19 protein-coding genes and 2 tRNA genes are annotated in these 20,835 nt (G+C 41.2%); 8 read left to right on the top strand and 13 right to left on the bottom strand.

Annotated features, from left to right (window positions below; translation table 11 throughout):
* The first annotated feature begins 79 nt into the window (after positions 1 to 79).
* The 3 genes from GFH30_RS03990 to GFH30_RS03980 all read left to right on the top strand — a co-directional run bounded on the left by GFH30_RS03990 (position 80) and on the right by GFH30_RS03980 (position 4,208).
* Positions 80 to 1,909: a phosphoenolpyruvate carboxykinase (GTP) gene (locus tag GFH30_RS03990; protein ID WP_153371010.1), complete on the top strand. Its 1,830-nt coding sequence runs from the start codon at positions 80 to 82 to the stop codon at positions 1,907 to 1,909.
* Between the two features lie 389 nt (positions 1,910 to 2,298).
* Positions 2,299 to 3,618, top strand: coding sequence for an MFS transporter (locus GFH30_RS03985; protein ID WP_153371009.1), 1,320 nt, complete (start codon positions 2,299 to 2,301; stop codon positions 3,616 to 3,618).
* A 161-nt stretch (positions 3,619 to 3,779) separates the two neighbouring features.
* Complete coding sequence (locus GFH30_RS03980) at positions 3,780 to 4,208, top strand: hypothetical protein (RefSeq protein WP_153371008.1); 429 nt, start codon at positions 3,780 to 3,782, stop codon at positions 4,206 to 4,208.
* 49 nt (positions 4,209 to 4,257) lie between these two features.
* On the opposite strand, the gene GFH30_RS03975 is transcribed toward GFH30_RS03980, so the two are convergent.
* Together GFH30_RS03975 and folD are read right to left on the bottom strand one after the other, a co-directional pair.
* Complete coding sequence (locus tag GFH30_RS03975) at positions 4,258 to 4,926, bottom strand: class I SAM-dependent methyltransferase (RefSeq protein ID WP_153371007.1); 669 nt, start codon at positions 4,924 to 4,926, stop codon at positions 4,258 to 4,260.
* 163 nt (positions 4,927 to 5,089) lie between these two features.
* Positions 5,090 to 5,938, bottom strand: a complete 849-nt coding sequence (folD, locus tag GFH30_RS03970; protein ID WP_153371006.1) for a bifunctional methylenetetrahydrofolate dehydrogenase/methenyltetrahydrofolate cyclohydrolase FolD — start codon at positions 5,936 to 5,938, stop codon at positions 5,090 to 5,092.
* Between the two features lie 153 nt (positions 5,939 to 6,091).
* On the opposite strand from folD, the gene GFH30_RS03965 reads away from it, so the two are divergent.
* Together GFH30_RS03965 and GFH30_RS03960 are read left to right on the top strand one after the other, a co-directional pair.
* A tRNA-Cys gene (locus GFH30_RS03965) sits at positions 6,092 to 6,165 on the top strand.
* A 13-nt stretch (positions 6,166 to 6,178) separates the two neighbouring features.
* Positions 6,179 to 6,264, top strand: a tRNA-Leu gene (locus tag GFH30_RS03960).
* Between the two features lie 104 nt (positions 6,265 to 6,368).
* On the opposite strand, the gene GFH30_RS03955 is transcribed toward GFH30_RS03960, so the two are convergent.
* From GFH30_RS03955 to cysD, 7 genes are all read right to left on the bottom strand, one after another.
* Positions 6,369 to 6,584, bottom strand: a complete 216-nt coding sequence (locus GFH30_RS03955; protein ID WP_153371005.1) for a hypothetical protein — start codon at positions 6,582 to 6,584, stop codon at positions 6,369 to 6,371.
* A gap of 390 nt (positions 6,585 to 6,974) precedes the next feature.
* Positions 6,975 to 7,967 (bottom strand): NAD(P)H-quinone oxidoreductase, encoded by a 993-nt coding sequence (locus GFH30_RS03950; RefSeq protein ID WP_153371004.1) that lies wholly within the window; start codon positions 7,965 to 7,967, stop codon positions 6,975 to 6,977.
* 134 nt (positions 7,968 to 8,101) lie between these two features.
* On the bottom strand, positions 8,102 to 8,344 hold the full coding sequence (locus GFH30_RS03945; RefSeq protein ID WP_153371003.1) for a DUF2798 domain-containing protein: 243 nt from the start codon (positions 8,342 to 8,344) through the stop codon (positions 8,102 to 8,104).
* Positions 8,341 to 8,871 carry a PadR family transcriptional regulator gene (locus tag GFH30_RS03940; RefSeq protein WP_153371002.1) on the bottom strand — a complete coding sequence of 177 codons (531 nt, stop codon included), beginning with the start codon at positions 8,869 to 8,871 and terminating at the stop codon, positions 8,341 to 8,343. The genes GFH30_RS03945 and GFH30_RS03940 overlap by 4 nt, the downstream gene beginning before the upstream one ends.
* A 414-nt stretch (positions 8,872 to 9,285) precedes the next feature.
* Entirely contained in the window at positions 9,286 to 9,549 is a 264-nt protein-coding gene (locus GFH30_RS03935) for a hypothetical protein (RefSeq protein ID WP_153371001.1), read from the bottom strand.
* A 145-nt stretch (positions 9,550 to 9,694) separates the two neighbouring features.
* Entirely contained in the window at positions 9,695 to 11,311 is a 1,617-nt protein-coding gene (gene cysN / locus GFH30_RS03930; protein WP_153371000.1) for a sulfate adenylyltransferase subunit CysN, read from the bottom strand.
* A 111-nt stretch (positions 11,312 to 11,422) separates the two neighbouring features.
* Positions 11,423 to 12,337, bottom strand: a complete 915-nt coding sequence (cysD, locus tag GFH30_RS03925) for a sulfate adenylyltransferase subunit CysD (RefSeq protein ID WP_153370999.1) — start codon at positions 12,335 to 12,337, stop codon at positions 11,423 to 11,425.
* Positions 12,338 to 12,666: 329 nt separating this feature from the next.
* Between cysD and GFH30_RS03920 the strand changes: the two genes are divergently transcribed.
* From GFH30_RS03920 to GFH30_RS03910, 3 genes are all read left to right on the top strand, one after another.
* The gene (locus tag GFH30_RS03920) at positions 12,667 to 13,209 is read left to right on the top strand and encodes a hypothetical protein (protein ID WP_153370998.1); all 543 of its coding nucleotides are present in this window, start codon (positions 12,667 to 12,669) and stop codon (positions 13,207 to 13,209) included.
* 296 nt (positions 13,210 to 13,505) lie between these two features.
* Complete coding sequence (locus GFH30_RS03915; protein ID WP_153370997.1) at positions 13,506 to 14,141, top strand: YqiJ family protein; 636 nt, start codon at positions 13,506 to 13,508, stop codon at positions 14,139 to 14,141.
* A gap of 87 nt (positions 14,142 to 14,228) precedes the next feature.
* The gene (locus tag GFH30_RS03910) at positions 14,229 to 15,929 is read left to right on the top strand and encodes a flotillin family protein (RefSeq protein ID WP_153370996.1); all 1,701 of its coding nucleotides are present in this window, start codon (positions 14,229 to 14,231) and stop codon (positions 15,927 to 15,929) included.
* A gap of 92 nt (positions 15,930 to 16,021) precedes the next feature.
* Here GFH30_RS03910 and GFH30_RS03905 read toward each other — a convergent pair whose 3' ends face one another.
* From GFH30_RS03905 to lpdA, 4 genes are all read right to left on the bottom strand, one after another.
* Entirely contained in the window at positions 16,022 to 16,795 is a 774-nt protein-coding gene (locus GFH30_RS03905) for a TorF family putative porin (protein WP_171501044.1), read from the bottom strand.
* Between the two features lie 298 nt (positions 16,796 to 17,093).
* The gene (gene sucD / locus GFH30_RS03900; RefSeq protein WP_153370994.1) at positions 17,094 to 17,984 is read right to left on the bottom strand and encodes a succinate--CoA ligase subunit alpha; all 891 of its coding nucleotides are present in this window, start codon (positions 17,982 to 17,984) and stop codon (positions 17,094 to 17,096) included.
* An 11-nt stretch (positions 17,985 to 17,995) separates the two neighbouring features.
* On the bottom strand, positions 17,996 to 19,162 hold the full coding sequence (sucC, locus tag GFH30_RS03895) for an ADP-forming succinate--CoA ligase subunit beta (RefSeq protein WP_153370993.1): 1,167 nt from the start codon (positions 19,160 to 19,162) through the stop codon (positions 17,996 to 17,998).
* 175 nt (positions 19,163 to 19,337) lie between these two features.
* Positions 19,338 to 20,768: a dihydrolipoyl dehydrogenase gene (gene lpdA, locus GFH30_RS03890; RefSeq protein ID WP_153370992.1), complete on the bottom strand. Its 1,431-nt coding sequence runs from the start codon at positions 20,766 to 20,768 to the stop codon at positions 19,338 to 19,340.
* Positions 20,769 to 20,835: the final 67 nt, after the last annotated feature.

Here is a 20,835-nt window from a genome sequence, read left to right as displayed (position 1 = left end):
ATATTCATCTCGGCAATACTTTTATTGTCGAGATTGTACTTTGTACATCCATTTGTACACATTTGAGATAGGCCTCACCATGACCCAAGTGAACGCACCAGAATTCGTTCGTCACCCTAAGCTTATTGCTTGGGTGGAAGAGATTGCTAAATTAACAAAACCAGCAAAAATTGAATGGTGTGACGGTAGCGCAGAAGAATATCAACGTTATATCGACTTGATGATCGCTAACGGCACAATGCAAGCGCTTAACCAAGAAACTCATCCTGGTTCTTATCTTGCAAATTCTGATCCTTCTGACGTTGCTCGTGTTGAAGGTCGTACCTTTATTTGTTCAGAGAACAAAGAAGATGCTGGTGCAACAAACAACTGGGAAGCGCCTGCTGAAATGCGCGCTCGCCTAAACGGTTTGTTTGATGGTTCTATGAAAGGTCGTACTTTGTACGTTGTTCCTTTCTCTATGGGTCCTTTAGGTTCTCATATTGCTCACATTGGTATCGAATTAACAGATTCTCCTTACGTTGCTGTTAGCATGTCTAAAATGGCGCGTATGGGTAAAGCGGTTTATGACGTTCTGGGTACTGATGGCGAATATGTTCCATGTGTACACACTGTGGGCGCACCGCTTGAAGAGGGTCAAAAAGACGTTGCTTGGCCTTGCAACCCAGACAAATGGATCGTGCATTACCCAGAAACACGTGAAATCTGGTCATTCGGTTCTGGTTACGGCGGTAACGCATTGTTAGGTAAAAAATGCCTAGCGTTACGTATTGCATCTTACATGGGTCGTCAACAAGGTTGGTTAGCTGAGCACATGCTTGTTCTTGGCGTGACAAACCCACAAGGCGAAAAGCACTACATCGCAGCTGCATTCCCATCTGCTTGTGGTAAAACAAACTTCGCAATGTTGATTCCACCAGCAGGCTACGAAGGTTGGAAGATTGAAACTGTAGGTGACGATATTGCTTGGATCAAACCAGGTGAAGACGGTCGTCTATACGCAATCAACCCTGAAGCAGGTTTCTTCGGTGTAGCACCTGGTACAAATACTAAGACTAACCCGAACTGTATGGCGACACTTCACAAAGACGTGATCTATACTAACGTTGCTGTGACTGACAATGGCGAAGTTTGGTGGGAAGGCTTAACTAAAGAAGCACCTGCAAACCTAACTAACTGGAAAGGTCAACCACACACTGGCGAAGAAAAAGCAGCGCATCCAAACGCTCGCTTCACAGTATCTGCGGGTCAGTGCCCTTCTATTGATGCTGACTGGGAAAATCCAGCAGGTGTGCCAATTTCTGCGTTCATCTTCGGTGGTCGCCGTGCGGACACAGTGCCTCTTATCTCAGAAGCATTTGACTGGGTTGACGGTGTTTACAAAGCTGCGACTATGGGCTCTGAAACCACTGCTGCTGCTGTTGGTCAACAAGGTGTTGTACGTCGTGACCCGTTCGCGATGCTTCCATTTGCTGGCTACAACATGGCGGACTACTTCTCTCATTGGTTAGAAATGGGCGAGCAAGTTGCTGTTAAAGCTGAAGCTGCAGGCAACAAACTTCCTGGCATCTACAACGTAAACTGGTTCCGTCGCGATGCTGAAGGCAACTTCGTATGGCCTGGTTTCGGTCAAAACATGCGTGTTCTTGAGTGGATCATTGATCGTTGTGAAGGTCGTGCAACTGCGGTTGAAACACCAATCGGTTTAGTTCCAACTTACGAACAATTGAACTGGACAGGTTCTGATTTCACTAAAGAACAATTTGACCTTGTGACTGCTCAAGATAAAGATCAATGGATCAAAGAACTTGAAAGCCACACTGAATTGTTCAACAAACTTGGTGATCGTTTACCTGAAGCGTTGAAACAACGTCAAGCAGAATTAATCGCTGCTGTTAAATCTGCTTAATTGCAAATTTAATTCAAAAAAGGTCGCGTAAGCGGCCTTTTTTATTGAGCTTAATATTCCCAAACCCTTTTTAACCAATGATTAAAATCCTACCATTTTAAAAGAAGAATAAACCCATAGCACCATGCCCCCAGTAGTATTTCTAGCTCAAATTTTCTTTAAAAAACAGGAATTTCAACGCGCTTTATTTATACTTTTATTATCTAAGTTAACTCCAATAAACGTATATTTATTAAGCCTTATATAGACTAAAGTCTGACGATTTTTAAGACAAAAAAGCGTATAAATACTTTCAGTATTTCCTATCCGTCATCGTACAAAATATATCCATTTAAGTTTTGCAAAAAATTTAAATCCATATATTTTGCATTCATTCTTTGGAGAATGATGTGTCAAACTCATCTGAACAAGCTGCGCCACAGCAGCTTGATCGAAAAACGCGTGTCAAATCTATTTTAGGTGGCTCTGCAGGTAACCTCGTTGAATGGTACGATTGGTATGTCTATGCAGCCTTTACCTTATATTTTGCGTCTCAGTTCTTCCCAGATGGTGATGACACAGTCAAACTCCTGCAAGCCGCTGCGGTATTTGCGCTCGGCTTCTTAATGCGTCCGATTGGTGCATGGGTTATGGGGATTTACGCTGACCGTAAAGGTCGTAAAGCAGGTCTAACGGTTTCTGTGTCTTTAATGTGTGTGGGTTCGCTCATTATTGCCTGTGCACCAACTTATGATTCTGTCGGCATGCTTGCCCCTGCTTTATTGTTATTTGCACGTTTACTACAAGGCTTAAGTGTGGGTGGTGAATATGGTTCAAGCGCTACCTATTTAACCGAAATGGCGGGTAAAAATCACCGTGGCTTCTTCTCAAGCTTCCAATATGTAACCCTCATTTCAGGTCAATTGCTTGCACTCTGTGTTTTGATCGTTCTACAACGCACACTGACTGAAGGTCAATTGACTGAATGGGGCTGGCGTATTCCTTTCGCGATCGGTGCATTATTAGCGATTGTGGTGTTCTGGATTCGTCGTGGTCTTGTGGAAACCCAATCATCTAAAGATGCTCAAGAACAAGCGAAAAAAGGTGGTCCAAAATCAAGTGCTTTAGCGTTATTTACTAAATATCCTAAACAAGCATTTACCGTGATTATGCTGACCGCAGGTGGTACGCTTGCCTTCAATACTTTCACCACTTATTTGCAAAAATATCTTGTTAATACATCTGGCTTTGAAAAAACCACAGCAACTGAAATCACCACAGCAGCGATTTTTATCTTCATGTTATTACAACCTGCAGTGGGTGCATTATCAGATAAAATTGGTCGTAAACCAGTGATGATTGCCTTTGGTGTATTGGGTGTTTTATTCACGATTCCCATCTTCAATGGTTTAGGTTCAACTACAAGCCCAACCACTGCCTTCATGCTCTGTATGAGCGGTATGGTGATTGTGACAGGTTATACTGCAATTAATGCCGTGGTTAAAGCTGAGTTATTCCCTGCACATATTCGTGCCCTTGGTGTTGCGCTTCCTTATGCCATTGCTAATACATTGTTTGGTGGTACAGCAGAACTTGTAGCGCTAAGCTTTAAAAATGCAGGACATGAAAATTACTTCTTCTACTACATCACCTTTATGATTGGTATTTCATTACTGACTTATATCTTTATGAAAGACACCAAGAAACATAGTCAAATTCTTGATGATTAATCGACTATTATTTTTAAGATAAACATCTAAAAGGCGCTCATTATTGAGCGCTTTTTTTTACAATAAATTAAGCTTTTGTTTGTTTCAAAATCTGGAGTAGGCGATGAATCAGCCAAAGCTATGGCATACTAATCTCATAAGTCACTTGAGTATCTACAATAATGAAATCATCTTTTAAATTATATGTGTGTGCAGCAATTGCTTTAGGTCTGACCGCATGTCAAAGCTCGAAACCTTATAACGGTGTCGCAGGTTACCAAGTTGAAAACCAAACGTCGGACACTGCAACTTTAAGCTATACGCTAGCAGGACGTCAGGATCGTGCCCAAGATGAGCAAAAACTTCAACATGCTTGTCAAAAGGTATTAGGGGCGAACAAAACCTATCGCTTGTCAATCTTAAGCAGCAATGAAATTGTGAATCAAAATACTCAAGCAGATGAACAATATGGTCGTCAAATTGGCAATAGCCGCACCAGTTTTGGACTCAGCAATACCCCCGATTTGCATAACAATGATAATTTAGCGACACGCGAGGCACTCAATGCACGACCATCTACCCTACGCGTCATACGCTATACCTGCGCTTAATTAAAAATTTACAGTATAAAAAAGGGCAGATTATCTGCCCTTTTTTTATTTATATAGTTTTGTAGAAGCTGACATTACGAAATTCGGGTGACTCATCTAAATCAGGCCATGTCGTTGCACTACGTTCATCCAGCTTTATATATTGTGGATGGCTAAAGTTTTTCACACGACTGTCTGCGACCCATACTTCTGGGGCAAACTTTAAAAATTCGTCTAAGAAGAAACGATTGCATTGGTCATACAACACATCGGCTGCCAATAAGATATCGACTTGCTCTGCTTTATAGAGATCATCTAAATATTCAAGCTCAACATCATTCAGTTCTGCATTCGCGCGACAAGCATCAAGACTGACTTGATCGATATCACAGCAAATCACACGCTTTGCCCCTGCCATTTTTGCAGCAATGGCAACCACACCTGAACCTGCGCCAAAATCCAACACCACTTTATTTTTGACATGATGAGGTTCAGCAAGCAGCCATTGCGCCATCGCAAGCCCTGATGCCCAACAGAAAATCCAATACGGCGTATCATTCCAAATATGACGAATCACCTCATCATCGAGCTTATCCGTTGGAAAAACGGGTGGAATCAGCCATAGCGAAATCGGCGTTTCAGGCAATTGCTGCGCGTGTAATTCACAATGCGGAATCACATCATGCAAGGCCTTTAGTAAGTGCTCAGGGGCTTTGGAAAATTGAAAAGTACAGCTCATTGGAGTTTTATTTTTCGGATATGCAGAATTTTAGTTTCAAACAAGAAAACTAAATTAATAAAGAGAGTTCCCTCTCCTTTTTTAAAGGAGAGGGTTAGGGAGAGGATTTATCTAACTCAGTACCCTCACCCCGACCCTCTCCCATAGGGAGAGGGAGATAACATTAACCTAAAGCTTTCTCAGCCGCTTCAACCGTTTGACGAATCAACGTTGTGATGGTCATTGGACCCACACCGCCCGGAACTGGAGTATAAGCAGAAGCGATGTCTTCAATACCAACCAATTGAATATCACCTACACCACCACCATCACGTGGATGGAAGCCTGCATCCACAACGACTGCGCCTGGTTTAATCCAATCTTTTTGAATGAGTTCAGCTTTACCGACAGCGCCGACAATAATATCTGCTTGTTTTACAAAGCTTGCTAAATCTTGAGTACGTGAATGACAGATGGTCACAGTGGCATTTGCTTCAAGCAGCATTGCTGCCATCGGTTTACCCAAAATAGCAGAACGACCCACCACAACCGCGTGTTTACCCGCGATCTCGATGTTGTTTTCTTTCAGAATCGTCATAATGCCTGCAGGTGTTGCAGAACCATAAGCTGCTTCGCCCATTGCCATACGACCATAGCCAAGACAAGTTACGCCATCGACGTCTTTTGCAAGTGAGATCGCATCAAAACATGCACGTTCATCAATTTGTGCAGGTACTGGGTGTTGTAAAAGAATACCGTGAACATCTGGATTAGCATTCAATTTTTCAATTTCAGCCAATAACTGTTCTGTGGTGGTTTCTGTTGGCAGTTCAACTTTAATTGAATCCATACCGACACGGCGGCAAGCATTTCCCTTCATACGTACATAAGTTGCAGATGCGCCATCGTCACCTACCAAAATAGTCGCAAGAATTGGAGTACGACCTGACTTTGCTTTTAACGCTTCTACGCGTGTTAACAAATCAGCTTCAATTTTTTTCGCCAATGCACGACCATCTAAAACTAATGCCACGGCACTTCTCCCTCGTGTTGATATGAATCAATTTTGCACATTCTACATGATAAATCTAAATATTTTCCGTTATATGCTGCTTTTATGCTCATACAAATGAAAGTGCTATTGTTTTTTTTTCAGAGCTTGATAATATACGCATCAACAAGACATGGCGGGGTGGCAGAGTGGTCATGCAGCGGACTGCAACTCCGTGTACGCCGGTTCGATTCCGACCTCCGCCTCCATCTTGTTGAAAATGCCCGAGTGGTGAAATCGGTAGACACAGGGGATTTAAAATCCCCCGCCCACAAAGCGTGCCAGTTCGAGTCTGGCCTCGGGCACCATTTTCAACTTAGAGAATGGTGCAATAAAACTTCCAGCTGATGCTGGTTTTTTTATGCCTAAAATTTATAAAATATGCTTTTCTTGATCTTATTTTTGGTATTCATTAGCTTGCCAATAATTGTAAAAATTTCTTCATCCCCCGCATTTTTCGACGCTTGGGTTTGGTCAGTTGCTTCATATACAACGCCATATTTAAAGATGCTAAATAAAATAGCGCAATTTGCTCGATTGTGATTTGATTCATCACCCGTGCATGAATAACAGATGTCAAAGCATGTTGCCGATGCGCCCGATGATATGGTCCTTTTGAAATCTGCATGATCCGATCTCCTTTAATGTACATAACTATTCATCATGTACTGCAAGAAGCTGACCAACTTGTATTTAACCTTTTGATAAAATTTAGATGACTTGAGATTAAACCGTATAAATCTCCTCAATGCCTTTCATAGCAAAGCTTTCAATATTTGTATTCAATATAAATATTAGAAATGCATCCAGAATAAATCTCTTTAATTTTTCTAAGCTTTAGATCACCCAAAGTATGTTGGCGAAAAATGACAGAACGTGTCACTTTCAAACCGTTAGCGTAATGACTTATCCATCTCCATTCAAAATGTACAACATACGCTTATACCCTGTTTAATCAGCAATTAAAAAAGGATGCTCCTATTTCGAGGAACACCCTTATTTTCAAATCATTTTTGAATTAAGAAATGACTTCAACTACCACTTTACCAATATGCTCCCCTGTATCCATCGATGCATGTGCATCTTGAATTTGGTCAAACGTAAAGGTTTTATAGATCATTGGTAAGCATTCGCCTTTCGCCCAAAGTGGTGCAACGACATCTTTTAAGCCTTGGGTGATTTCCGCTTTTTCAGCTGTCGTACGCGCACGCATCGTTGAACCGGTAATGGTTAAACGCTTCATCATAATATGACCGAGATTCACTTCTTTGGCTTTACGACCGCCCAAGAACGCGATATACACTAAACGGCCATCACGACGGAGTAGATTCAAGTTTTTCTCTAAATACGGCGCACCCACCATATCCAAAATCACATCCACACCCCCATTGTCGGTAGCTTCGCTAATCACTTGTTCAAAGTCTTGGGTTTTATAGTTAATGCCAGTGGTTAAATGTGAAATGGCTTGAACCTTTTCATCTGTACCCGCAGTTGCAAAAGTTTTGATACCAAGAGATTTACACAGCATCAGTGCTGTTGTACCAATACCACTGGTACCACCATGGACAAGTACAATTTCCCCTGCTTTGGCTTTGCCCATTTGGAATACATTCGCCCATACCGTAAAGAAAGTTTCAGGAATTGCCGCAGCCTGAACAAAGCTCACATTTTCAGGAATATTTAAAGTTTGCGTTTCAGGTAATACGCAATACTCGGCATAACCACCTCCATTGGTCAGACCACAGACTTTATCACCGACTTTAAATTGGGTTACATCCGCGCCCACTGCTTCAACCACACCGGCAATTTCTAAACCCGGTACAGGCGTTACGCCTTTCGGCATTGGGTAGAGACCTTGACGCTGTAAAATATCGGGACGGTTTAAACCAAAAGCATGTACTTTCACCAACACTTCAGTATTTGCTGCTGTCGGTATATCCACCGATTCATAAGCAAGTTTTTCGACACCGCCCGGCTCAGTAATAATAATCTGTTGCATCGTTTGCGACATGGTTGCTTTCCCTATTCGTGATTTTTCATGTTTATTGGCACTATTTGAACATAGTTCAGCCAAGCTTTGAAGCCAACTCGGACTTATGTCTTAAGCGTTACCATCACATTAGAAAATAGTAAATTACACTTCATTTACTTTGGCATTTCTACAAATTTCATTAAGGTATTTCGTACCAATGGTAAAACAATAAGAATCAATGGGAATGCCATTAACCACGATAAACTCCATGCATGTAGCCAGATAGAAAAGAAGCCATCCACCCAACCCAGTTTAAGGAAAAGATTAAAGCAAGAAATCGCACCACTCATAATGCCCGATAAAATCAGTGGCATGAGCCATGTCAGATGTTTGGGATGGAATTTAAAGTTTTTCATACGTTCATCTCTTGATCTGCGAGTTGAGTAATTTCTGTGGCTGCCTGATGGATAGTTTCAGCAATGGTCGTGATCTGCTCATTGCTTAATGGTGCGTTCTGTAAGTTATGACGTAACGCTCGTTTTAGCGCCTCCATTGCAGTTTTAATTTCGAGGTATTCAGCATTGTTTTGGATGTGATGACGTGCGTTAAAGCGACACAGTACTTTTTGCAAAGCCTGTTGCTGAGTCACTAAATGCGCTAAACCTTTTTCGGTAATGTGATATTGCTTACGGTCATCTGGCGTTATTTTTGCTTCTGTAAAAGCATGTTCTTCTAGATAGTTAATGGTTGGGCAGATTGTGCCTGTACTTGGCTTATAGTCACCACCCACCAATGCAGAAATGTCTTTAATAATGTCGTAACTGTATTTGGGTTGCTGTGAAATGAAATGTAAGACCAAAAGCTTCATCTCGCCTGCTTCAAATAGGCGTTTACGTGGCTTAGATGCGCTTTCAATATCAGCAATTGGATCTGATTGAGACATAGATAAGATATATCTTATTCTTGTTTTATTTTATTGCATAGCCCCTCATTCGCTTTTGATTAGAAATAATTTTGGTTTAATTTCTATTTTGCTCGGATGCTTCACATTTCAGTCTTAAACGCTCCATAGCATCAGGTGGCATTGGCGCTGTCATCATACCTCTATAATTCATACATTCAGGCGTAGAAACATACTGCTGAGTTGACTGGGTATTACATGCCGTGATCAAGAGTGAACCTATCATAAGTATTAAAATTTTCATGTAAATAACTCGAAATAAACACCATTAAACATGATTCAACTCATAACGATGATTAACTTTGTTGCTAATTTGGTATTAAAGGTAAATTTCAAGCATAAAGAAACCACCTCTCAGCGGTTTTTTTAGACAGTGTCAACTTTGAGACAAATCAATTAACCCCTAGCCTTAAACTCTTTGACCATGCGGTCACTCACATCTTCAGGATAACAAAGTGGAGCATGTCCGCCCGCACGATTGTATGCACTCCGCTTACCACAACGACTACCATTACGCGCAGTATTGTAAGGGCATGGACAATTCCCTGAATAACTATCAATCGACTGTTGAATAATCTTCTGTTTAATAGACTCTGTATTTTGTTTAGCTTCAGCATTAAAAGCTAAACACAACCCCATAAAAATAAATAACTTTTTCATAAACCCCTCTCAATATTTCTATTGTATAGAGAAGTGATTTAAGTGAAAGTTCCATGTTTAAATGCTTGGATATTATTCATACGCTTAAAATGGACAAATAAAAAACCCGCCATTAAGACGGGTTTTATTTTAAATCAACTCAGCCTTATAGACGAACCAATTCCACAATCTTCTCTGCCAATTCTTCAGCAGATTCAACTGTAAATGTCACATCCGTGCCTTCAGCGACAGTGGTAATCACTGCAACGCCTGTTTCACGAAGTAGCGCAACTTGAGCTGCATCTAGACCCGCTTTCGCAATTGCCACGATGCCTTGTTGAAGCAATAAGTTCTCAAGCACTTGCGCATTCGCTAATGCCGCTTCAGAAACCGTAACTGATGCAGGTTTTTGACCTAAACGTGCAGCACGTGCTTCCGCTGTGACAGGGTTTGTATGTGCAGTCCATTCAACAGACTCTTCCACCATACCCGCACCAATCGTTACGTTATTTAAACGATCAATGAAGATAAACGAACCTGTATAACGGCTGTCTTGATAACGGTCAAATACGACTGGCGCATCAAACTCAACAGTCACATTGGCAATCGCATTCAGCTCAAGATTTTCGACTTGAACTTGTTCCAATGTATTGACGTTAGTACGGAAGTGAATTGCGGTGACTTTGGCAGGTACAGTTTGAGTACCAATCTTCACATTGTAAAGTTTACCAATCACAAGCGGTTGATCCGCCATCCACACCACAGTCGCTTGTACTGAGCGTGAAATACTTGGCACCGCTTGATCTGCACGAATGAGGACGTTACCACGTGAAATATCAATCTCATCGTTGAGCGTCAATGTCACCGCTTGACCTGCAACGGCACGTTCAAGGTTGCCATCAAAAGTAACAATTTCTTTAACGGTTGATGATTTACCTGATGGTAAAGCCGTTACGGTATCGCCAACATTGATATCACCCAGCGCGATCGTACCGCAGAAACCGCGGAAGTCGAGGTTTGGACGGTTCACATATTGCACAGGGAAACGGAAATCTGCTTTTGCTGAGGTACGGTTAATTTCAACAGATTCCAAAGAACCCATTAACGTCTCACCTGTGTACCACGGCGTATTGGCAGATTTATTCACCACGTTATCGCCATTTAATGCAGAAATTGGCGTAAAGATAATGTTTGACGGTTTACGGTCACCCAATTGTGCAACAAAGCCTGCATATTCGGTTTGAATTTCATTGAAGCGCGCTTCAGAGAACTCCACCAAGTCCATTTTGTTAATCGCAACAATAATATTCTTAATGCCGAGTAAACTTGCAATGTAGGTATGACGACGAGTTTGAGTTTGTACACCATAACGCGCATCAATCAAGATGATTGCAAGGTCACAAGTCGAAGCGCCTGTTGCCATGTTACGGGTGTATTGTTCATGCCCCGGTGTATCCGCAATGATGAACTTACGTTTTTCTGTTGAGAAATAACGATACGCGACATCAATGGTAATCCCTTGCTCACGCTCAGCCTGTAGACCATCAACAAGAAGCGCTAAGTCAGGTGCATCACCTGTCGTACCGACTTTTTTCGAGTCACGGGTTACCGCTTGCAATTGATCTTCATAAATCAATTTTGAATCGTAAAGTAAACGACCAATGAGCGTCGATTTACCATCATCCACGTTACCGCAGGTTAAGAAACGAAGTAAGTCTTTATTTTCATGTTGTTTTAAATAGCCCAAGATATCTTGGCTAATGAGTTCTGATTGATGAGACATTGCTCAAACTCCACATATGCTTTAGAAATCGGTTTGGTTGAATCCCCCTGTATCCCCCTTTATAAAGGGGGAAAATCTCCTCTCTTTTTTAAAGAGAGGTCGGGAGAGATTCTAGAAGTAGCCTTCTTGCTTCTTCTTCTCCATCGAACCCGCTTCATCATGATCAATCATACGACCTTGACGCTCTGAACTGGTTGCCAAGAGCATTTCTTGAATAATTTCCGGCAAAGTATCTGCAGTTGATTCAACCGCACCTGTCAGTGGGTAACAACCCAATGTACGGAAACGAACCGATTTCATTTGTGGAACTTCGCCCTCTTTTAAAGGCATACGTTCATCATCGACCATAATCAGTGTACCGCTACGCTCAACCACAGGACGTTCTGCCGCCAAGTAAAGTGGTACCAATGGAATGCTTTCTAAGTAAATGTATTGCCAAATATCTAGCTCAGTCCAGTTAGATAATGGGAACACACGAATACTTTCACCTTGGTTCACTTTACCGTTGTAAAGATTCCAAAGCTCAGGCCGTTGGTTTTTAGGATCCCAACGATGTTTGTCATCACGGAATGAATAGACACGTTCTTTGGCACGCGATTTTTCTTCATCACGGCGCGCACCACCAAAAGCAGCATCGAACTTGTATTTATTCAAGGCTTGTTTTAAACCTTGAGTTTTCATGATGTCAGTATATTTTGAGCTACCATGGTCGAATGGATTGATGCCTGCATCTTTCCCTTCTTTGTTTTGATGCACGATCAAATCAAAACCATGTTTTTTCGCCATGTTGTCACGGAAGGCGATCATGTCTTTAAATTTCCAACCCGTATCTACATGCAGTAGCGGGAACGGAAGTTTGGCAGGATAGAACGCTTTGAGCGCAAGATGCAGCATGACCGCTGAATCTTTACCGATTGAATAAAGCATGACTGGATTTTCAAATTCAGCAGCAACTTCACGGATGATATGAATACTCTCAGCTTCAAGCTGTTTCAGATGAGTAAGTCTTTCCTCATTTAACGACATGGACAACACCAGCTTAGAATGCGTGTACTTATTACACTTTTAAAGATATATATTGGCATTATAGTGATTTACTTTTCATAACGATTTCTTGTTTTATGATATTGATATGCAAAAACATCATATAAAACTTCACTGATAAGACCTATCAGTTTTAATTAATCAGCCGATTTGACTGTATAAATGAATCAAAATGAATGCGTACTCATTTAGGTTATTAATGATATTTAATCAATAACGTGATTGCAAAAAGCTCTAAAGCAAGTCTAGTCCTCACTTTGAAAAATAATTACAGTGATAGCCCCGGTTCTGCTTTTGATTCAATACACACTATGTCCTACAACTCGCTTGATCTGGAAACCATTAAAATACGTTTAGAGCAGGCGCAACTTGCTGACTATATTTATCAGCATCAGCAACATATGTTGGTCTTACAGCAACCGTTAAATGATGATGGCAGTCCATTTAGTTTTTATTTACAACACGAACTGACCGCAGATCAAATTGGTTTACAGTTTGGACTCCGCTTAACAGAACGCGGTTTAGAATTTGTTTTAGGGATGACTTACAGTAATCAAAATCCACAGCATGAAATGGGTGTCGGTCACTTAAAAGGCGATCAAAAAGCCTTTAATTTGCTCTATGCATTTTATAACTATCCAAAAGCCTTTTATCAGGTCGCTTTCGATTTATCCGTGAATAGCCAAAATTTAGAACAGGCTTTAGATGAACAGCTCTTTTGTCAGCCTGCGCTTAACTTCCTAAATACTGCACTGAAAACCAATCCAATGGGGATGCAATACCAATGGATGAAAGCCTATATCGTACAACAAGTCTTAGACATGAAAGTCCGCATACAAACCGCCTTACTGTAATCGGGAGCAACAGCCGTAAAGTTCACAATAAATTTAACCATTTGGTTAAATAAAATTTTTATATAATATTTATTTAAAATTAAATAGTTAATTTATATAAAAAAATATGGGATTTATCGTTATTTTTTGTTAAAAATTCAAATACTTAAATAAAAAAACATCATAAATTACCTTTTTTTGCTCATTCTATTGTTCAGTTTTAGATGAAAATTTATTGCAAATGATGCTGACAATGTTATCTTCATGTAAATAAGTTTACTTTTTATAAAAAAACATAATTATAGAGATGAAGAATAATGTGGGAACTTTTTACACATCCATCTAATATTGTGTTCAGTATTAGCTTAAGTTTAATGCTGATGTTTGCCGCATTAGAATTGGTCTTGTTATTTTTAGGCGGTGGCTCACAAAATTTACTCGACCATTTTTTAACTGAAAACTCCCATCAACCCGATGTCAGCATTGATGCAGATAGTGGTGTTATTGCAAAAGTTTTTGATTGGCTCTATTTAGGGCGTTTACCGCTTTTTATTTGGATTATTATTTTCCTGACCTGCTACGGTTTATCAGGCTTAATCATTCAAGGGATGTTTGAGCATTTTACTGGGCAGTTGTTTAGCCTTTGGATCATTTCCCCTGCTTGCGTTTTCTTATGCATGCCATTGGTACGCTATGGCGCCATGCTCATTTATAAAATTCTACCCCAAGATGAAAGTTCTGCCATTTTTAGCGAAGAACTGATTGGACGTACAGCAACGATTGTATTGGGTACAGCCAAACCAAATTCCCCAGCGCAAGCCAAAGTCAAAGATCAGCATGGCTATATTCACTATGTAATGGTCGAACCAGAAGATGACGATATTTTTCGACAAGGACAAGTGGTGGTTCTTACCCAAAAAACCAATATCGGTTTTCAAGCGACTGCCGCCTAATATTCAATAAAAAAACTAGCCATTTAAATGACTTAAAACACCCTTTATTTGATTCAATCATTCAGCTACAGAAGAGATAACAAGATTATGTTAGGTTTTGACCTTTATAATATTTTATTTATTGCAGGCTTTATTTTTGTAGCCTTAGTCGCATTTGGTCTAATCATTGCGCGTTTATATCGTCGTTCAAGTAAGGAAATTTCCTTTGTCCGAACTGGTTGGGGCGGTGAAAAAGTCATTTTAGGCGGTGGTGCATTGGTTTTACCGGTGCTGCATGAAATTATTCAAGTCAATATGAATACTTTACGTTTAGAAGTGCGCCGCGCTGATGATCAAGCCTTAATTACGCGCGATCGCATGCGCGTCGATGTGATGGCGGAATTTTATGTGCGAGTCAAACCCACCGCAGAATCTATTGCAACCGCCGCACAAACTTTGGGTCAGAAGACCATGTCACCGAACGAACTCAAAAACTTAGTCGAAGGTAAATTTGTTGACTCGCTGCGTGCTGTGGCTGCTGAAATGGCAATGGAAGAACTGCATGAAAAACGCGTCGATTTCGTGCAAAAAGTACAGCAAGTTGTCTCTGAAGATTTACATAAAAATGGTTTAGAACTGGAAACCGTGTCTTTGACTGGACTTGATCAAACCGGCTTTAAATACTTTAATCCCCAAAATGCCTTTGATGCTGAAGGTTTAACCAAACTCACTGAAACGATTGAAGATCGTCGTCGTAAACGTAACCATATTGAGCAAGATACCGACCTTGCGATTAAAACCAAAAACTTAGAAGCAGAACAAGCCAAACTACAAATTATTCGTGAAGAAGAATATGCCAAGCTGCAACAAGAACGCGAAATTTCAATTCGTCGTGCTGAACAGCTTGCAGAAATTGCTGCGCAAGAAGCTGCTAAAAAACGCGAAGCTGAAGAAGCACAAATTGCAGCAGAACGTGAAGTTGAATTAAAACGTATTTTGGCTGCACGTGATGTGGAAAATGAAAATATTCAAAAAGCACAGTTGATTCAAAAAGCCCAAGTCGAGCAAAAGAAAACCATCGAATTAGCGGAACAAGATCGTGCCATCGCCATTGCTGAAAAATCCCGTGCTGAATCTGAAGCCAAAGCCCATGCCGATCAAGCACGCGCTCAAGCAGTCAAAGCCGAAGAAGAAGTCGTGACGGTTCGTCAAATTCAACAAGCAGAACGTCAAAAAGCGGTTGAGTTGGTCGCAGCCAAAGAAAAAGCAGAGAAAGAAGCCATTGCAATTACCGTTGCCGCAGAAGCAGGTAAACATGCCGCAATTGATGATGCAGAGGCAGTTCGTATTGCAGCTGAAGCCGAAGCAGAAAAAGTGCGCTTAAAAGCCAAAGGTGAAGCCGACGCCAAAATCTTACTTGCTCAAGCGATGGAAAAACAATATCACGTTGACGCTGAAGGAACACGTGCCGTCAATGAAGCGAACAATGTGCTGTCATCTGAACAGGTAGAAATGCAAATTCGTTTAGCTTTATTAAAATACTTACCCGAGATTATTCGTGAAAGTGTTAAACCGATGGAAAATATTGACGATATTAAGATTTTACAAGTCAATGGTTTACATGGTGCTGCATCAGGTGGTGTGAGCGAAGGTCAAGACCCATCCAATGTTCCCCTTACAGATCAAGTAGTGAATAGTGCGCTGCGTTTCCGTAGTCAAGCCCCGCTCATTGATAGTCTGATGAATGAACTCGGCATCCAAGGTGGGGACATTAATGGTTTAACTCAGAACCTTAAACCAAAGTCTTAGTCGCACATTTAAAGACTTTAGATTTAAAAAAATGCGCCTTTATTGGCGCATTTTTTAGCAGTTTAAATTGCAACTTTTCGCGATCGAAACCTTTAGAATGATTTGCTTACGCTGAGTAATGCAGTACCTTTCGCTGTAGCATCATCGCTATCTAGATTATTATCAATCCAAGCCAGCTCAGCGGTTAAGCCTGCAATTTCAGTGTTTACACCAAGCTTATAATCCCAATAGCCTTTTTGCTTACCTTCGCCGCCAAAAGCTGCTGCAAGTTTTTCTTTATTTTCCATCAGGGTATAACCAACCGAACTCACAAGGTTAAATTGATGATTGATCGGATATTGGTACGCCGCTTCAAAATAGTATTCTTGACCTGTTTTACCGCTGTATTCTGGTGAGTAATACACGCCTGCTGATGCACTGTCATCGGCAACAACTGCATTCTCATGATTATAAATGACAGCAAATTCATCATAATCTGCGTTAGTGTCATCATTTGCGCCCGGATATTCAAAGCGGGTGTAATTTACATCGAGTGAACCATTTTCAGATGTGACAAATGCATAACCCAAAGTAAAATCAGCTTCAATAGAGGTGCCAAATTCATCACCAAAATCGACATTAGATGCCCAAACACTCGCATAAACACCGGATGCATGCTCAACACTCAAAGCACCCTGTACAGTCATGTTATTGCTACTGTTTGAAAGACCACGAAAACGGTAGTCTGTCGCCAAGGTTAAGTCACCTGTAACAGCAAGATCGGATGCTGTTGGTTCATCATGTGCCATCACGGTTGCAGATAACGTCATCATCAATAATGTTGCTGCAACTGATTTTGCGATAGTGTTCAGGTTTTGACTGGTCAAGGGCTGATCCTCATTGAAAGCATATTCAAACTTAGAAGTGACGAGATACATATAAATATTTTGGGGGAACATCGTCTGATCATACTGAGACTATTCTTCAGAAAATCAGTAAAAAATTGACCAAAAGTTATATAGCCACCCCAAATGTGGGCATATCTTACACAGAAGTTTTTTACTATTCATTCAATTTTCTAATTTTCACCCTTTAACTTTTGTCTAAGCAAGTAACGCAAATGATTCTTAGAATAATAACTGACAATAAAAAAGCCCCCATATGGGAGCTTTTTTAGCTTAAGACTTAAACTAAGCCTTTATCTTTTAAAACTTGATACATGGTTGAACCCAATTCCGCGGGACTACGCGTGTAGGCCATTCCTGCTTTTTCAAAGGCAGCGAATTTCTCTTCTGCTGTACCTTTACCACCCGAGATAATCGCACCGGCATGTCCCATACGTTTACCTTTCGGCGCAGTCACCCCTGCAATATAACCCACCACAGGCTTGGTGACATTAGATTGGATATATTCCGCGGCTTCTTCTTCTGCCGTACCACCAATTTCACCAATCATAATGATCGCTTCAGTTTGAGGGTCGTCTTGGAACAGTTTCAAGCAGTCAATTTGGTTCATACCCGGAATTGGGTCACCACCAATGCCGATACAAGTCGATTGACCAAGTCCAAGCTTCGTGGTCTGTGCCACAGCTTCATAAGTCAATGTACCTGAACGCGAGATAATCCCAATTTTACCCGGTTGATGAATATGACCCGGCATAATCCCGATCTTACATTCCCCCGGTGTGATAATACCCGGACAGTTTGGACCGATGAGACGTGCATTATTACCATAGGTTTCTAAATAACGTTTGGCTTTGAGCATATCCAACGTTGGAACACCTTCGGTAATCACGACAATCAGCTCAACACCGGCATCAATGGATTCAATAATTGAATCTAAAACAAAAGGCGCAGGCACGTAAATTGAGGTCGCTGTTGCACCTGTTTCACGCACCGCTTCTTTCATGGTGTTGAATACAGGTAAATTGAGGTGTTGTGTACCGCCTTTCCCCGGTGTTACGCCACCGACCACTTTTGTACCATAAGCAATGGATTGCTCTGAATGAAAAGTCCCGTTTTTACCAGTAAATCCTTGTACCAATACTTTTGTGTCTTTATTAACTAATACGCTCATGCTTGATCTCCTTATGCTTTCACTGCAGCGACAATTTTTTCTGCAGCATCAGCCAAGCCATTTGCAGAAATCAATTTCAAACCAGATTCATCGAGTAATTTGGCACCCAGTTCTGCGTTATTTCCTTCTAAGCGAACAACGACAGGCACAGTGACATTTACTTCTTGAACCGCTGCAATAATCGCTTCTGCGATCATGTCACAACGTACAATCCCACCAAAAATGTTAATTAATACGCCTTGTACCGAGGTATCGGCAAGAATAATTTTAAAGGCTTCAATCACGCGTTCTTTGGTTGCACCGCCACCAACATCAAGGAAGTTCGCAGGTTGACCGCCATAGAGTTTAATAATGTCCATGGTCGCCATGGCAAGTCCTGCGCCATTGACCATACAACCGATATTACCTTCTAAAGCCACATAGTTCAGATCAAATTCAGAGGCTTTTAGTTCACGCTCATTTTCTTGTGATTTATCACGAAGCGCAGCCACTTCAGGCAAACGATATAGTGCATTGGAATCAATACCCACTTTAGCATCGACACACAAAATATCGCCATTTTCACGTACAGACAGTGGATTAATTTCAAAGAGTGCAAAGTCATTTTCAATAAATGCTTGATAAGCGGCTGTCATCACTTTAACAAATTGATTGATTTGTCCATCTTTTAAACCTAAAGCAAATGCGGTTTCACGGGCTTGGAATGGCATTAAACCAACTAAAGGATCAACTTCAACTTTAATAATTTTTTCTGGGGTTTCTTCAGCCACTTTTTCAATTTCGACCCCCCCCTCAGTGGATGCCATAAAGGTAATGCGACGGCTCGAACGATCGACTACAGCACCTAAATACAATTCACGTTCTACAGGATAAACATCCTCAGACACTAAAATGCTATTAACTGGCTGACCAAGACTATCGGTTTGATAAGTGACTAAGCGTGAACCAATGATTTGATTAGCATATTCGGCAGCTTCGTCAGCAGATTTAACTACTTTCACACCGCCTGCTTTACCACGCCCCCCAGCATGCACTTGTGCTTTAAGCACTGCAAACTTTCCACCAAGCTGCTCAAACGCGGCAACGGTTTCTTCTGCATTGGTTGCCAAAATACCTTCTTGGACAGGCATACCATATTTTTTTAATAACGCTTTTGCTTGATATTCATGTAAATTCATTCATCAACCTTTTCTATTCTTACGTTGTTATGACTTCCCAAAACCCAGACATCCGTCAACGCAGCTTTGGTGCTAAAAATTAAAATTATTTCTTATCATTATTTTTAGATGATTATTCATACAAAAACAACCATCAAATGCAAAAAGAGCGGCCTAAGCCGCTCTTTTTTTCGAATTACTTACGCTTACGTTGAATCGCGTGAATGGCACGACCATCAACGGCAAGTGCAGCTTCGTGAACCACTTCAGAGAATGTTGGATGACCAAATGTCATTAACTGAAGATCTTCAACAGATGATACAAACTCAAGTGCGATCATACCTTGGTGAACGATATCAGACGCAGCAGGTCCAATCACGTGCATACCCAATAAACGGTCTGTTTTTGCATCAGCAACAAACTTCACGAAACCAGCATTTTCGCCAGCAGCCATAGCACGACCATTTGCAGCAAAACCGAATTGCCCCGTTTTCACTTCATGACCTTTGTCTTTGGCTTGCTGTTCTGTCAAACCAACCCATGCCGCTTCTGGGTGTGTATAGATCACAGAAATGATGGTGTCGTAGTTCACTTGAGCCGCATGACCGTGCATACGTTCAACTGCCATCACGCCTTCTTCCATTGCTTTATGTGCAAGCATTGGACCACGAACCAAGTCACCAATTGCATATACGCCATCAACAGAGGTCGCGCAGAAGTCATTCACTTCAACCAAACCACGTTCAGTGAGTTTGATACCGCAATCATCAGCCAATAGACCTTCAGCATATGCACGACGACCCACACAAACGATCAACTTATCAAACGTTTGTTCTTTGTCTTCGCTAGCTTGGGTGTATTTAACAGTTACTTCTGAACCATTAACTTCAGTACCCGATACTTTCGCACCAACGCGAATATCAAGACCTTGTTTAGTCAATAGTTTTTGGTAGTCTTTTGCCAAGGCTTTATCAGCCATTGGTAAGAATGCATCCATTGCTTCAAATACAACAACTTCAGCACCCAAACGACGCCAAACCGAACCAAGCTCAAGACCGATCACGCCCGCACCAATCACACCTAAACGCTTAGGTACTTCTTGGAATTCAAGTGCGCCAGTCGAATCAACAATAATGTTTTGATCTACAGGAGCAGATGGAATATTAATTGGCACAGAACCTGTCGCAAGAATCACGAATTTAGGCTCTAAAATTTGAGTTTCGCCTTCATGCGATACAAACTCAACTTTTTTACCTGCAAGTAATTTACCTGTACCTTTTAACCATTCGATACCGTTGCCTTTAAGTAGGCCATCGATACCCATCGTCAATTGGTCAACAATTTTATCTTTACGCGCAAGAAGTTTTGCAAGATCAAACTTCACGTCACCTGTGGTAATACCGTGATCATCTAAGTGATGAACCGTATCTTCATAGCGGTGAGATGAATCAAGCAATGCTTTTGATGGGATACAACCCACGTTTAAGCATGTACCACCTAAAGATGGTTTGCCTTTATGGATGCGTTTTTCAATACACGCAACTTTAAAGCCAAGTTGAGCTGCACGAATTGCCGCTTCGTAGCCACCCGGGCCACCACCAATTACAACTAAATCAAATTGAGACATGTTTATCTCCAAATAATCCCCCTAAATCCCCCTTTCACAAAGGGGGACAGCCCCTCTTTAAAAAGAG

It is taken from the genome of Acinetobacter wanghuae, assembly GCF_009557235.1.
Taxonomy (GTDB): Bacteria; Pseudomonadota; Gammaproteobacteria; order Pseudomonadales; family Moraxellaceae; genus Acinetobacter; species Acinetobacter wanghuae.
Note: the sequence above shows the minus strand (reverse complement) of the source record. Positions and strands in the feature narration are given on the sequence as shown.